Annotated in this window: 14 protein-coding genes; 5 read left to right on the top strand and 9 right to left on the bottom strand. The window is 66.8% G+C overall.

Going from position 1 to position 12,705, the window contains the following annotated elements; all coding sequences use genetic code 11:
* Genes KQ910_RS05505 through KQ910_RS05490 form a run of 4 tightly spaced genes read right to left on the bottom strand, consistent with a single transcriptional unit; the run spans window position 1 to window position 3,980 of the window.
* Window positions 1-1,593: an FAD-binding oxidoreductase gene (locus KQ910_RS05505; protein ID WP_216957466.1), complete on the bottom strand. Its 1,593-nt coding sequence runs from the start codon at window positions 1,591-1,593 to the stop codon at window positions 1-3.
* Window positions 1,594-1,619: 26 nt separating this feature from the next.
* Window positions 1,620-2,486 (bottom strand): TauD/TfdA dioxygenase family protein, encoded by an 867-nt coding sequence (locus tag KQ910_RS05500; protein ID WP_216957465.1) that lies wholly within the window; start codon window positions 2,484-2,486, stop codon window positions 1,620-1,622.
* A 49-nt stretch (window positions 2,487-2,535) separates the two neighbouring features.
* Window positions 2,536-3,585, bottom strand: coding sequence for an alpha/beta hydrolase family protein (locus KQ910_RS05495; protein WP_216957464.1), 1,050 nt, complete (start codon window positions 3,583-3,585; stop codon window positions 2,536-2,538).
* Window positions 3,582-3,980: a histidine triad nucleotide-binding protein gene (locus tag KQ910_RS05490; RefSeq protein WP_229600332.1), complete on the bottom strand. Its 399-nt coding sequence runs from the start codon at window positions 3,978-3,980 to the stop codon at window positions 3,582-3,584. The genes KQ910_RS05495 and KQ910_RS05490 overlap by 4 nt, the downstream gene beginning before the upstream one ends.
* Window positions 3,981-4,086: 106 nt before the next feature.
* On the opposite strand from KQ910_RS05490, the gene KQ910_RS05485 reads away from it, so the two are divergent.
* Window positions 4,087-4,395 (top strand): hypothetical protein, encoded by a 309-nt coding sequence (locus tag KQ910_RS05485; RefSeq protein ID WP_216957463.1) that lies wholly within the window; start codon window positions 4,087-4,089, stop codon window positions 4,393-4,395.
* A gap of 21 nt (window positions 4,396-4,416) precedes the next feature.
* Here the strand turns inward: KQ910_RS05485 and KQ910_RS05480 are convergent, their stop codons facing one another.
* On the bottom strand, window positions 4,417-5,115 hold the full coding sequence (locus KQ910_RS05480) for a J domain-containing protein (RefSeq protein WP_216957462.1): 699 nt from the start codon (window positions 5,113-5,115) through the stop codon (window positions 4,417-4,419).
* Window positions 5,116-5,250: 135 nt separating this feature from the next.
* Here KQ910_RS05480 and KQ910_RS05475 point away from each other — a divergent pair, with 135 nt between their 5' ends.
* From KQ910_RS05475 to KQ910_RS05460, 4 genes are read left to right on the top strand one after another with little or no spacing between them, the layout of a single operon-like run.
* The gene (locus KQ910_RS05475) at window positions 5,251-7,080 is read left to right on the top strand and encodes a YncE family protein (RefSeq protein ID WP_216957461.1); all 1,830 of its coding nucleotides are present in this window, start codon (window positions 5,251-5,253) and stop codon (window positions 7,078-7,080) included.
* Window positions 7,077-8,285 (top strand): ABC transporter permease, encoded by a 1,209-nt coding sequence (locus KQ910_RS05470; RefSeq protein ID WP_229600331.1) that lies wholly within the window; start codon window positions 7,077-7,079, stop codon window positions 8,283-8,285. Before KQ910_RS05475 ends, KQ910_RS05470 begins: the two co-directional genes overlap by 4 nt.
* A gap of 3 nt (window positions 8,286-8,288) precedes the next feature.
* Window positions 8,289-8,957, top strand: coding sequence for an ABC transporter ATP-binding protein (locus tag KQ910_RS05465; protein ID WP_216957460.1), 669 nt, complete (start codon window positions 8,289-8,291; stop codon window positions 8,955-8,957).
* Window positions 8,954-9,790, top strand: coding sequence for a hypothetical protein (locus KQ910_RS05460; protein ID WP_216957459.1), 837 nt, complete (start codon window positions 8,954-8,956; stop codon window positions 9,788-9,790). Before KQ910_RS05465 ends, KQ910_RS05460 begins: the two co-directional genes overlap by 4 nt.
* Window positions 9,791-9,855: 65 nt before the next feature.
* Here the strand turns inward: KQ910_RS05460 and KQ910_RS05455 are convergent, their stop codons facing one another.
* From KQ910_RS05455 to KQ910_RS05440, 4 genes are all read right to left on the bottom strand, one after another.
* On the bottom strand, window positions 9,856-10,233 hold the full coding sequence (locus KQ910_RS05455; protein WP_216957458.1) for a phosphoribosyl-ATP diphosphatase: 378 nt from the start codon (window positions 10,231-10,233) through the stop codon (window positions 9,856-9,858).
* Window positions 10,234-10,321: 88 nt separating this feature from the next.
* The gene (gene hisF / locus KQ910_RS05450; protein WP_216957457.1) at window positions 10,322-11,095 is read right to left on the bottom strand and encodes an imidazole glycerol phosphate synthase subunit HisF; all 774 of its coding nucleotides are present in this window, start codon (window positions 11,093-11,095) and stop codon (window positions 10,322-10,324) included.
* A 7-nt stretch (window positions 11,096-11,102) separates the two neighbouring features.
* Window positions 11,103-11,831: a 1-(5-phosphoribosyl)-5-[(5-phosphoribosylamino)methylideneamino]imidazole-4-carboxamide isomerase gene (hisA, locus tag KQ910_RS05445; protein WP_068197134.1), complete on the bottom strand. Its 729-nt coding sequence runs from the start codon at window positions 11,829-11,831 to the stop codon at window positions 11,103-11,105.
* A gap of 54 nt (window positions 11,832-11,885) precedes the next feature.
* Window positions 11,886-12,692 carry a glutathione S-transferase family protein gene (locus KQ910_RS05440; RefSeq protein ID WP_216957456.1) on the bottom strand — a complete coding sequence of 269 codons (807 nt, stop codon included), beginning with the start codon at window positions 12,690-12,692 and terminating at the stop codon, window positions 11,886-11,888.
* Between the last annotated feature and the right edge of the window lie 13 nt (window positions 12,693-12,705).

Genomic DNA, 12,705 nt, shown 5'->3' with positions numbered 1-12,705 from the left:
TCAGGGATCGATCAGCACACCCGGGTTCATCATCCCCTTCGGATCCAGCTCGCGCTTGGCGCCGCGCAGGGCACGGGCGAACAGTTCGGGCCGCTGCCGGTCGTAGAATGGCCGGTGGAAGCGGCCGACCGCGTGATGGTGCGTGGTGGTGCCGCCATGCTCGACCGTCGCGGCGGTGCAGGTCGACAGGACCTCCATGAACTGGGCCAGCGCGTCCTTCTTCGGGTCGAACACGCCCCCAAAGGTGAAGTAGAGACAGGGCCCGTCGGGATAGACGTGGGTGAAACGGCAGGTGACCGTGCCCTCGCGGCCCGTGACCGCCTTGATCGTATCCCTGGCGATCTTCGTGATCTTCGTTTGGAAGTCGCGGGTGCGCTCCCAGGTCATCGAGGTCTCGAAGGTCGAGGAGAGGATACCGCGTGCCACCGCATGCTCGCCGTAGTGCGGCGCGCGGATGAACTTGTTGCGCCAGGCGCCGGCGGCGCCGGAGCGATGCGCGTTCTCGTCGTCGTCGCTCTCGTCGGCCACGCCACCGTGCGCGGCGCAGATTTCCAGCGCGCGCTTCATCCACGCGTCGAGCGGATGGTCGGGCGATTCGAAGGCCAGCACCAGCACGGCCTCCTCGTTGTCCCACGGGATGCCGGGCAGCGCCTCGCGCGCTTCGAGCAGGCGGCAGTTGGCGGGATAGAGGCCCGCCTGCGTGATGTCGCGCACCGCGTCGGCGCCGGCATGGAAGTCGCGGAAGCGCACGCTGGCCGACGCACGGAAGGTCGGCTTCTTGCGCAGGCGCACCCAGGCCTCGGTGATGATGCCTAAAATGCCTTCGGAGCCGATGAACATCCGGTCGGGGCTGGGACCGGCGCCGGAGCCCGGCAGGCGGCGCGTCTCCAGCGTGCCTTCGGGCGTCACGACCCGCGTGCTCTCCACGAAATCGTCGATGTGCGTATAGAGCGTGGCGTAGTGGCCGCCCGAGCGCGTGGCGATCCAGCCGCCCAGGGTCGAGCAGCGATAAGCCTGCATATAGTGGCGCATGGTGAACGGCGTGTTGCGTAGCGCATCCTCGATCGCCGGCCCGTAGATGCCGCCCTGGATGCGCGCCGCGTGGCTCACAGGATCGACCTCCAGCACCTTGTCCATGTGGCGCGTCGAAATGGTCACGACCTTGTCGAAGGCGGCCGAGGGCTCGATGCCCTTCACGACGGAGGAGCCGCCGCCATAGGGAATCGCCTTGGCGCCGATGCGGTCGCACCAGTCGAGGACCTTGACGATGTCCTCCTCGCTTTCGGGAAAAGCCACGGCGTCGGGCGGGTTGGGAACGGAGCGCATGAACATGCGCAGCGTGTCGAAGCCCGCCTTGCCGTAGCTGTGCTCCAGCCGCGTCAGGTGATCGGTGCGCACCATCGCCTGCAGCGCCGACGGTACGTCGACGCGACTTTTGCGCAGGACGATCTCGTCCGCCCTGGGCGGCGCCTTCACGTCGAAGCCGGAGAGCCCGTAGCGCTGGGCGATCTCCGCTTCCCACGGCCGAATCTCCTCCGGGGTCAGGTCCTCGTCGGCGTAACCCCAGGCATAGAACTTCTTCTGCCGCCGCATGTTTCCTCCGAAGTCTTCTTCATCGTTCAGGCGGCGAAGGCGATCGGCTTCGTCGTCCCCTTGATCTGCGTACGGTGCATGACGCGCCGCGCCGTTTTGTCGAACGGATCGCGGCGATGCATGGTCGACCGATTGTCCCACATCACCAGGTCGCCCACCTTCCAGACGTGCTGGTAGATGAAGCGCGGCTGGGTGACGTGCGCCCACAGTTCTTCGAGCACCGCGTCGGATTCGGCCTTCGTGTAGCCCTCGACATGGGAATTGCGGCGGCGGCCGAGATAGAGCGTCGCGCGGCCGTTCACCGGATGGCGCAGGATCGCCGGATGCCAGGCGCCCGGCGCGACCATGGGATCGTCGGTCGGCGTCACGCCCTTGCGCAGGAAGCCGCCCGAATTGTAGGTGCCGTCGTGCTTCACGCGGCGGCCCTCGATCTTTGCGCGCAAGTCCGCGGGCAGCGCGTCGCAAGCCGCCTGCATGCTGGTGAACCAGGTGTTGCCGCCGGCCGGCGGGATCTCCAGCGAGTAGAGCATCGAGGCGTCGGGCGGCACGTCGAGATAACTCATGTCGGTGTGCCAGACGGCCTCGCCGTCGCCCAGCGCGCCGATCGGGTCGCCCTTGGTGTCGAGCACGTTCGACACGACGTAGATGTCGGGATAGCCGGGCGGGCTGATGCGGCCGCGTTCCTGGTTCGGGGGCGGGTCGAGTTCGCCGAAGCGGCGGCTGAAGGCCAGCAGATGGTCGTCGCTCAACCGCTGTCCGCGCAGCAGGATCATCGAATGGGCGTACCAGGCACGTTCGATGGCGGCGAATTCCTCGTCGCTGAAGTTGCGCAGATCGACCCCGAGGATTTCCGCTCCGACGGCATCGGTCACGGGACGCACTGTTACGGCCATGTCTTCTTCTCCGGCTTTGCGGCGATGATCGGCCGGCCGCGCGGGTCGATCAAGCGCCGAGCGCCGGCACCAGCCACTTGAGCAGGGTCTCCGCGACCACCGGCGAGAGCGGACCGCCGAACCCCGGATCGGTCGGGCCTCTCACCGTCTTCAGATTGTGGCTGACCTGCGGGATCACCACGGCCTCGCCCGACACGTTGCGGGCGCGCAGCGCATCGATCAGGGGCTGCACGTCCTCCATCGGCACGACCTGGCGGTCGGCGGCTCCCTGAACGAGCAGGCACGGCGTGCGGCTCTCCGCCAGCATGGAAGAGGGATCGAACGACAGCAGGCTTTTCAGGAAAGGTCCGGCATAGAGCGGGAACAGGAGCTGCAGTTCGGGCGGCAGGTTGTTGGGCACGCGGCCGGTCTCGAGAATGGCGGCGATGGCGCGATCGGTGGGCAGGCGCAGCGACGGCGGTGCGTCGCGCGCGATCTGGGCGCGCAGGATATCCTCGAGCTTGCGGCCCGGCGTGGCGGCCAGGACCAGCGCATGCAGCTTCTTCGAGACCAGCGCCTTGCTGGCGGCGAGGGCCAGCAGTCCGCCTTCGCTGTGGCCCAGCAGCGCCGTCGCGTAAGGCTTGATCTCATCGTGTCGCAACAACTCGGTATGCGCCGCTTCGACGTCGCCCACGAAATTCCCCCAGGCGAAGAACGCCTCCTGTTCCTCGAGGGAGCCGCGCGGTCGCGGCGTCGACTGGCCGATGCCGCGCTTGTCGTAGCGCAGCGAGGCGATGCCGTTGCGCGCCAGCAGAAGCGCGATGTTCTTCAGGAGGTCGATGCGTTCGGGCGCCAGCGGATTGTTGCCGTCGCGATCGGTCGGCCCGCTGCCCGCGACCAGCACGATCCCCGGCACGTACTGGATCTCGCTGAACAGCGGCATCAGCAGGGTGCCGACCAGGGTTACGCCGCCCGTTCCGGCGAAGCGAACCGTCCGTTCCTTGGTCTTGCCCCTCGCATACCAGCCGCTCTCCGTCAGGGACTTCTGCGGCCGTGCCTGCGCCCAGGCGGCACCCGGCGCGAGCGCGCCCGCCGCCAGCAGGGCGCGCCGTCGGATCAAGCCTGCTTGTCCGGCTTCGGCATGCCCGTCGAATGCCCCATGATCCCGCCGCCGAAGATGTGGACATGGAAATGGAACACGAGCTGCCCGCCATTGGGGCCGTGGTTGGCCACGATTCGATAGCCTTCGGGATCCAGGCCGAGATCGTGCGCGATCTTTGACACCGCGCGCCAGAAGCCCACGATCATTTCCGGCGGCGCCTTGGCGCCGAAGTCGGCCTGGCTGACATACTCGCCCTTCGGAATCACCAGCACATGGACGGGCGCCAGCGGCGCGATGTCGTGGAACGCCAGCACGAAGTCGTCCTCGTACACCTTCTTGCACGGCAGCTCGCCGCGCAGGATGCGGGCGAAGACGTTGCTGCGGTCGTAAGCGGCGATCATCGAGTCGGACATGATGGAACTCCGGAAGCTTGCTGGAGGACGCTACGCGGCGAGCGTGTTAATCGCATGGCACATCGCGCCCAATGCGATGCTCTTCATTATAGGGAGCGTTCGACACATGACGGAATTCGAAAAGCGGCTGGCCTGCGTGATCGCCGCCGATGGTTCGATTGCGCGCGGCTACATGATCGACAAGTGCGAGCTGGTCGGCGCCAACCAGTATGTCATCACCTGGAAGGTGCCGCTTCAGAACGAAGCGAAGACCAACTTCTCCTGCGTGATCGGCAGCACAGCGCAGGAAGCGGTCGAGCCCGGCTTCTGCACGGTCGGACTGATGGCCGATCCGATGAAGATGAACGTCCATACCTACGATGTCGCCGGCAAGCCGGCGAAGCGGCCCTTTCACCTGGCCGTGTTCCGCGACTAGCCAAACACGGAAGGGCGTCCGTCAGCCTTTCAACAGGCGCGGCCGTCCCGGCGCTTCCAAGGCGGCGGGCTTGCTTCGCCGTCGCAGGGCGCCAACCAGAACGTCGCGGGCTTCGTCGATCCTGGCGGCAAGGTAGGGCGAACCGCCAGCATCCGGATCCGCGCCGCGCATGAGGCGGCGGTGGGCGACATGGACGCTCGCGACATCGGCGCCCTCTGGCAGACCCAGCACGTCGAGAGCCTCCTTCACCGTCATGGCGCCGTCATCGTCGTCGTCCGCCGGGCCGGATATCTGCCGTGGCGATGACGCAGCCGGCGCCACCTGCTTGAGATAGGCTTCGAGCAAAGCGGCCGCATGTTGCAGCGCGCGCGGATCGGGAGGCGCGGGGTCCTGCCAGACCGGCGGCATCTCGAAGGGCGGCGGTTTAGTCCGGAAGAGGCCAAAGGCGGCGCGCAGCGGCACGAGGATCGCACGCCACTTGAGGAACGTCGGCACGACGATCATCGCGGCACCGAGCAGCATCGCCCCCGCATACTGTTCGCGCAGGATCATCATCACCAGCAGCGGAATGGCTGCAATCACCAGCAGCAGCAGCATCCAGCGGATGGTGCGCACCATCGTCCTGGGATCGGAATGGAGGAACCAGTCGATGAATTTCGCGCCCGTGGCCAAAACGGAAAGGCCGAGCACGATGGCGGAGATGATGACGGCGTAATCCATCGACGCGCTCCTTCGCGGAGAGCCTAACCGCGTCTCAGGGCGAAATCAGCGGCCGGCACTGCAATTTTCTGCCTGTGTTTCGCGGCGGGTCGTGTTTAGACTTCGCACATATGGTGAATAGGGGGAGTGCAGCCGATGACTGAGCCCACGCGAGAAACACCGGCCACGAAAGTTTCTCAAGAAGTCCCGCCCCTCGTTTCTCCACTCGAGTCCGGTTCGGAATCGAACCTTCCGGCGCGCAAGGGATCGATCGACGAATTCCTGCGGCGCAACGAGGAGGTGCTGGCCAAGGACCGCGAGGAGTTCCAGGCCTATCTCGTCGCGAAGCATGAGCAGGCGACGCAGAAGGCTAGGACCGAAGCGGCCAAGCCCAGGGTCAAGACGAAGATGAGCCGGCGCACGATGCTGAACGTCGCCGTCGGCACGGCTGCGACCGCCGAGGTGGCCGTGCTCGGTTATCACGCAATGGGTGGCGGCTCGTCCACGGACAGCGGCGTCCTGCAGGCAGCCGGCACGGGCGCGCAGCAGTCGCCGATCGTGCGCGAAGTCGTGGATTCGCGGGCCGACATCAAGGGCCGCAGCCTCGGCAACTGGGTGGCGCTGCTACCGACCAAGATGGGCGGCGGCACCTACGCGATCGATCTCAACTCCAACCGCGTGCTGGGCTCGATCTGGTACTGGAACTACGGCGACTACAATCCGATCAGCCATCACCTCTGTGCCTTCCCCAGCTCCGATCCCACGCACGGCTTCGAATTCGTGAACTCGACGCAGGGCGGCCAGAACTCGCTGATCTACGGCATTCCAACCAACGTGACGGCGGAGAACGTGCCGGGCGGCACCAACATCTACCGCGTGCGCTACGACGGCACCCAGATGCAGATGATCGAGAACGTGTCGGAGACGACCGGCCTCGGCCTTGGCGTGCACGTCACCGTCAATCCGAAGGACGCGCAGTCGTATTTCGTGACCGACGGCCAGAAGGACATCGCCGCCTGCTTCGACCGCACCACCTCGCGCGTGAAGGCCGCGCTGCGCTTCGACTGGGAACCCAACGTGCCCGAGCTGCGCAACGCCTGGATCAAGGGCGGCACGCTCACCATCAGGAAGATCTATCCCGACGAGAAGACCGGCCTCTACAATCTGCGCGGCACCAAGGGCAACAAGATCGACTGGGAAATGGTGCCGATGGGCGAGCTGTTCGTCGAGGAAGGCTCGCTGCCCGGCGAAGCGCCGCTCACGCTGACCGGCGCAGACGGCACGATCTGGCATCCGGAAGGCCGCTGGGCCGCGACGGTCGTGCGCCTGTGCGGCGGCATCTGCATCCTCGATCCCGAGAAGAACTTCGAGCCGGCCGCCTTCCTGCAGTTCAACAAGGATTCGCAGGACCAGTACAAGGTCGAGCAGGTGGACAAGGACACGTGGAAGGTCGTCTTCGACAAGATCCACTCGCCGGGCCACGAGATCGGCTTCTCGCCCGACGGCAAGTTCCTGGTGATGATGAACAACCTGCGGGAAAACAACTGCTCGATCTTTTCCTGCAGCGATCCCGACCCGACCAAGTGGCGCAAGATCGCCCATGTCGAGGACCCGCTGTGGCGTGGCAAGTATCCCAATCCGTTCCACATGGTCTTCTCGATGGACAGCTCGAAGCTCTATCTGTCCATTCTGCATCCCTCGCCGGCCTATAGCGGCATCATGGTGATCGACACCAAGACCTGGACCATCAAGAAGGAGATCCAGGGCATCGGGCCCGACCTGCAGACGCCGGCCATCACCTATGATGGCAAGTACGTGCTGACGCCGTTCAGCGGCTTCCAGCGCCAGTCGAGCGGCATCTCGGTCATCGATACCTCCACCGACACCTTGGTCGGCATCCTGCCGAGCAACGGCGGACATCATGACTGCGTGATCATCCCGACCAAGCTGGAGCACATGAAGCACACGCGCTCCTGTACGCTTTGAGGCTGCTCGCCAGCCTGGCGCTGCAGAATCTCGGTCGCCGCAAGGCCCGCAGCCTCCTGCTGATCGCGGCCGTCGCGGTCGCGAGCGGCGTGGTCTTCACCGGCGCCACGCTGATGCGCAGCATCGACAGCAGCATGGCGGTGGGCTTCACGCGGCTGGGCGCCGACATGATGGCGGTGCCCGAAGGTGCGCTCACCAACATCACGGCGGCGCTGCTGACGGTCGAGCCGACCGATCTGGTGCTCGACCAGGATCTCTTCGCCAAAACCGGGATCACCAGTGTGAACCGTGCCGCGCCGCAGAAGATCGCGCGCGTCGAGCATTCCGGCATCGGTAGCCATCACGATTCGGTCGATCTCATCGGCTTCGAACCGGCGCTCGACTTCACGGTGCAGCCCTGGCTGGTCGAGAAGCTGAATCGCGACCTGCGGCCGGGCGACGTGATCCTGGGCGCCGGTCGCGCCGCGCCGCTGGGCTCGGAACTGCTGATCTTCGGCAAGGCGCATACCGTCTATGGCCGGCTGGGCAAGACCGGCGTCGGCACGCACGAGCGCGGCGTGTTCATGACCTTCGCCACGCTCGAAGCGCTGGCGGGATCGGTTCACGGCCCCAACGGTCCGCCGGCCGTGCTGCAGAAGGGCAAGGTGAGCGGCTTCCTCGTCGAGCTGGCGCCGGGCGCGACGCCGCTGCAGGCGCGCTTCGCGATCCTCTCGACGCTGAAGGACGTGAAGGTCGTGACCGGCGACTCGACCATGAGCGGTATCCGCCAGGGGCTGGCGGCGCTGCTGAACGGCATCCTCGCGCTGATGGTGCTGATGTTTGCCAGCACGGCCCTCATGGTCAGCGTGCTCTTCTCGGCCATCGTCACGGAGCGGCGCGGCGAACTCGGTCTGTTGAAGGCGATCGGGGCGCGGCGCAGCCAGATCGTCGGCATGATGGTAATCGAGGCGGTCATCGCCACCGGCGCCGGGGGCGCGCTGGGCGTCGTGCTCGGCGTGCTGGTGATGCGTCTCTACGAACGCTCGCTGGTCTATTACCTGGAAAATATTGGCGTGCCCTTCGTGTGGCTCGACGGGCCGCGCATCGTGATCGTTGCGGTTCTGGCCATCGTTATGGCCTCGATCATCGGCGCGCTTGGCTCGCTCTATCCCGCCTGGCGCGCCAGCCGGCGCGATCCCTACGATCTCGTGCGAGGTGAGGGCTAGCCGATGCTGTCGTGCCGGGCCTTGCGGAAGGACTATGTCACCGAACGCGGCGAGGTCGCGGCCGTGGACGGCATCGACCTCGACGTGGCGGCCGGTCGCTACGCGGCGATCATCGGTCGCTCGGGCTCGGGGAAGTCGTCCCTGATGGCGATGATCGGCGGCCTCAGCCGGCCCTCGAAAGGCCAGGTACTGGTCGACGGCACCGACATCTGGGGCCTGTCGGAGAACGAGCTGGCGGCCTTCCGGAACAGGCGCATCGGCTACGTCTTCCAGTTCGCCAGCCTGCTGCCGACCCTGCGCCTCGTCGACAATGTCGCCTTGCCGGCGATGTTGGGTCGACGTGGCACTCAGTCCGCCACCTATGCCCGCGCGGCCGCGCTGCTGGGCCAGATGGGACTGGGCGATCATCTCGACGCCTATCCGGGCGAGGTCTCGGCCGGCGAGCAGCGGCGCGCGGTGATCGCCCGCGCGCTGATCAACGAGCCGGCGCTGATCCTGGCCGACGAGCCGACCTCCGATCTCGACGAGCAGACCGAGATCGAGATCATGGACGAGCTTCTGGCCGTCAACCGCGAGCGCGGCACGACGCTGATCCTCGTCACCCACAATCTGGCGCTGGCCCGGCAGGCCGAGCAGATCGTGCACATCGCCCACGGGACGATCGTCGCATGAGCGAGCCACCGGCCGAGCCCGACAAAGACGCGGTGATCGCCGGGCTGCGGCGCGAGCTGAGCGCCGCCCAGTCCGAGGTGCGCGTGCTGCGGCGGCGGCTGGGTGCGACGGTGATGCCGGGCGGGGCGCCGTCCGCGCCGGGCCTGCTGAATGAGCTGCGCGAGGCGGCGCCGCGCAAGGTCGATGCGCCTGCCACCGTCGCCGTGAAGCTCGGCCGCCGCTTCGATCTGTGGCGCTCGCCGGTCGCGATCGGCGTCGTCATGGTGGTGCTGACGGCCTTCGCGATCGATGCCGCCGTCGGCCTCTACCAGGCGCGGTCGCTGCGCGAAGCCCGCCAGGCGCGGCTGCTGCTCGAGAACGCCGCGATGCGCTCGCTCTATGTCGAGCTGAAAGGCATCGCCTACGAACCCGACGGCAAGTCGTACCGCATGACGCTGTCGTTGCAGAACGTCAGCCCGAACGGTCCGCTCTACGTCATGCTGAACGCGGTCTCCGTCTTTGTTCAGTCGGGCATGGTCTGGCAGCAGGTCCCGTCACGTCCGGCGCCCGGCGTGAGCTGGGGCGTCGTGAAGGTGGTGGACGGCTACACTTATGACGTCGTGTTCACGCCCGACGTCGCCAACTGGGCCGAACTGATTCCGGGCTACATGCATGTCCGCATCCAGTCGGACCTGCTGGTGAGCGAGAAGGCGCAGCCCGGCAACGACGTCGTGGAGCGCCGCACGCCCTATTATGTCTACCTGAAGCCGCACGGCGCCAACGACGAGGACATCAAGGCGCGCAGCAAGTCGACCCGCACGCCGCCGCTCTTCATCCCGATGCCGCCGCACTGAGCGGGCGTCCGCCAAGGAGTCCGCCGGTCGTTCTGCCAGGTCCTTCGCTTCACTCAGGACGACAATTATGAACGCTTCCGGCTGGCCTTCTCGGCGATGCCGGACAGGCCTTCGCGGCGGGCCAGTTCGTCCCAGACCGCCTTCGGCTTCACGCCGACGGCGGCCCATAGCGTGAGCAGGTGGTAGAGCATGTCGGCGCTTTCGGCGACGAGCTTGGGCTTGTCGCCACGGATGCCCTCGATCAGCGCCTCGACGGCTTCCTCGCCCAGTTTCTTGGCGATCTGCTGGCGGCCTCGGCTGAACAGGCGCGCGGTGTAGGACGTTTCGGGATCGGCGCCCTTGCGGCTGTCGATCACGAGATACAGGCGATCGAGCGTATGTTCGTCGATCGTGACGATGCCGGGCTTGCTTCGAGCCTTCCTGGCTTTTTTCTTCTTCGCCATCCGCGGGGAACTCCGGCGCCCAGGGGGACGGGCGATAGAAACTTCACTACGCCTCTTCGACGGGCGCCGTGCTGATTCTACGCCAAAATCATGTCGCGCGCGAGATTTGTCGCACCGGCACGCCGGCTTGCGCGAGATGTTCCTTCGCCTGCGAGATGGTGAATTCGCCGAAGTGGAAGATCGATGCGGCGAGAACGGCCGAGGCACCGCCCTTCGTCACGCCGTCGACCAGATGATCGAGCGTGCCGACTCCGCCAGATGCGACGACCGGCACCGGCACCGCATCCGACACGGCCCGGGTCAGTTCGAGATCGAAACCCGACTTGGTGCCGTCCCGATCCATCGAGGTGAGCAGGATCTCGCCCGCGCCCGACTCCGCCATGCGGCACGCCCACTCGATCGCATCGAGGCCGGTGCCCTTGCGGCCGCCATGGGTGAAGACTTCCCACTTGCCGGGCGCGGTGCTGCGCGCGTCGATCGCCACGACGATGCACTGGTCGCCGTACTTCCGGGCGGCTTCGCGCACGAATTCCGGCCGCGCCACCGCCGCGGAGTTGATCGAGACCTTGTCGGCGCCGGCCAGCAGCAGCCGGCGGATGTCTTCGACCTGGCGCACGCCACCGCCCACGGTCAGCGGCATGAAGCACTGCTCCGCCGTGCGACCGACGACGTCGAGGATGGTGTCGCGGTTCTCGTGGCTGGCCGTGATGTCGAGGAAGGTGAGCTCGTCGGCGCCGGCGGCGTCGTAGATGCGCGCCTGCTCCACGGGATCGCCGGCATCGCGCAGGCCCACGAACTGCACGCCCTTCACGACGCGGCCATCCTTCACGTCGAGGCAGGGGATGATGCGGACCTTGAGCATGGCGCCGCTACTCGCCCTTCAGCACGCGGATCGCGTCGGGCACCGTCACGCGACCGTCATAGAGCGCGCGGCCGACGATGGCGCCGACGATGCCGAACTCCTCGGTGGGCTTCAGTTCGCGCAGATCGTCGAGCGAGCTGACGCCGCCCGAGGCGATGACCGGCGTGGTGAGATGTTGCGCCAGCGTGACCGTGGCATCGACGTTGACGCCGCCCATCGCGCCGTCGCGGTCGATGTCGGTGTAGATGATGGCCGAGACTCCGGCATCCTCGAAGCGCAGGGCGAGATCGAGCGCCCGCACCGTGCTCTGCTTGGTCCAGCCGTCGACTGCGACGATGCCCTCGCGGGCGTCGATGCCGACCGCGATCTGGCCGGGCCACTGCTTGCAGGCGGCTTTCACGAGGCCCGGCTCCTTGACTGCGATGGTGCCCAGGATCACCCGCTTCACGCCCGCCTCGAACCACTGCGCGATGCTCTCGATGGTGCGGATGCCGCCGCCGAGCTGGGTCGGCACCTCGACGTCCTTCAGGATGCTCTCGACCGCCGCGCGGTTGACCGGATGGCCCTCGACCGCACCGTTCAGGTCGACCAGATGCAGCCACTCGCAGCCGGCATTGGCAAAGGCCTTGGCCTGGGCGGCCGGGCTGTCGTTGAACACGGTGGCACGCTGCATGTCGCCGCGGAGAAGGCGCACGCACTTGCCGTCCTTGAGGTCGATCGCGGGGAAAAGGATCATGGCGGCGGGGGTTTAGCGCGGGGGGGCCCGGGGCGCCACCCCGATCGGTCGCCGTCAGCTTCGGCTTATGCCGATGATCCCCCCGATCAGGCGGCCGAGGTGAAACTTCGTCCAGATGTCCGCAGCGGAAAAGCTGGGACGCGCCTGCATGGCTGCCCAATAGCGCGCGAGCGCCGGCCGCTTCGGGATCTCCTGCCCGAGACCGGCGAATTCCATCCGTCCCAGAAACACGGTCCAGACGACATCGGCGACGCCGTAGGCGGGCGGTACCAGGACCCCGCGGCCGTCGCCCAGCGTCTGCTCGAGCCGGTCCATGAAGCCGATGGCTTCGGCGCGGCGTCGCTCCGATAGCTTCACGACGGCGTCCGGCTCGAAGGTGGCGATGCGCCGGGCGAAGACTTCGGCGCGCGCCTGATAGACGGACGCGAGATCGGGATTTGCCGCGGCGTGCGCCAGGAGTTGGCGTCGGGCCGCCTCGAGCCGCTTCGGGATCATGATCCGCGCCAGGGGATTGCGCGCGAGAATCCCCCCGAAGGTCAGCTCCTCGATCGGATAGCCGTAGTGGAGGTCGACCCAGCTCTTCGTCTCGGGGTTGGGCGCCGAGCCGAGCGCATACTCGGCGATGTCGCGGCTCTCGACGAGAATGCGATCCGCCAGCACGAGAGTCGGCACGGTCATGCCCGGATTGAGCCGCACATAGTCCGGCCGCTGCTGGCTCAGGCGGAAATGGATGTCGACGAACACGCGCTCGTGGTCGATGCCGCCTTCGGCGAGCGCGAGGCGCGCGATCATCGAATAGTAGGATGACGGCGTCTGGTAGAGGCGGGGCTTTGCTCCGGAGAGCCTGGCAGTCTGGGTCATGACCGTTCTCCGG

The sequence above is a fragment of the Reyranella humidisoli genome, assembly GCF_019039055.1.
Lineage (GTDB): Bacteria > Pseudomonadota > Alphaproteobacteria > Reyranellales > Reyranellaceae > Reyranella > Reyranella humidisoli.
Note: the sequence above shows the minus strand (reverse complement) of the source record. Positions and strands in the feature narration are given on the sequence as shown.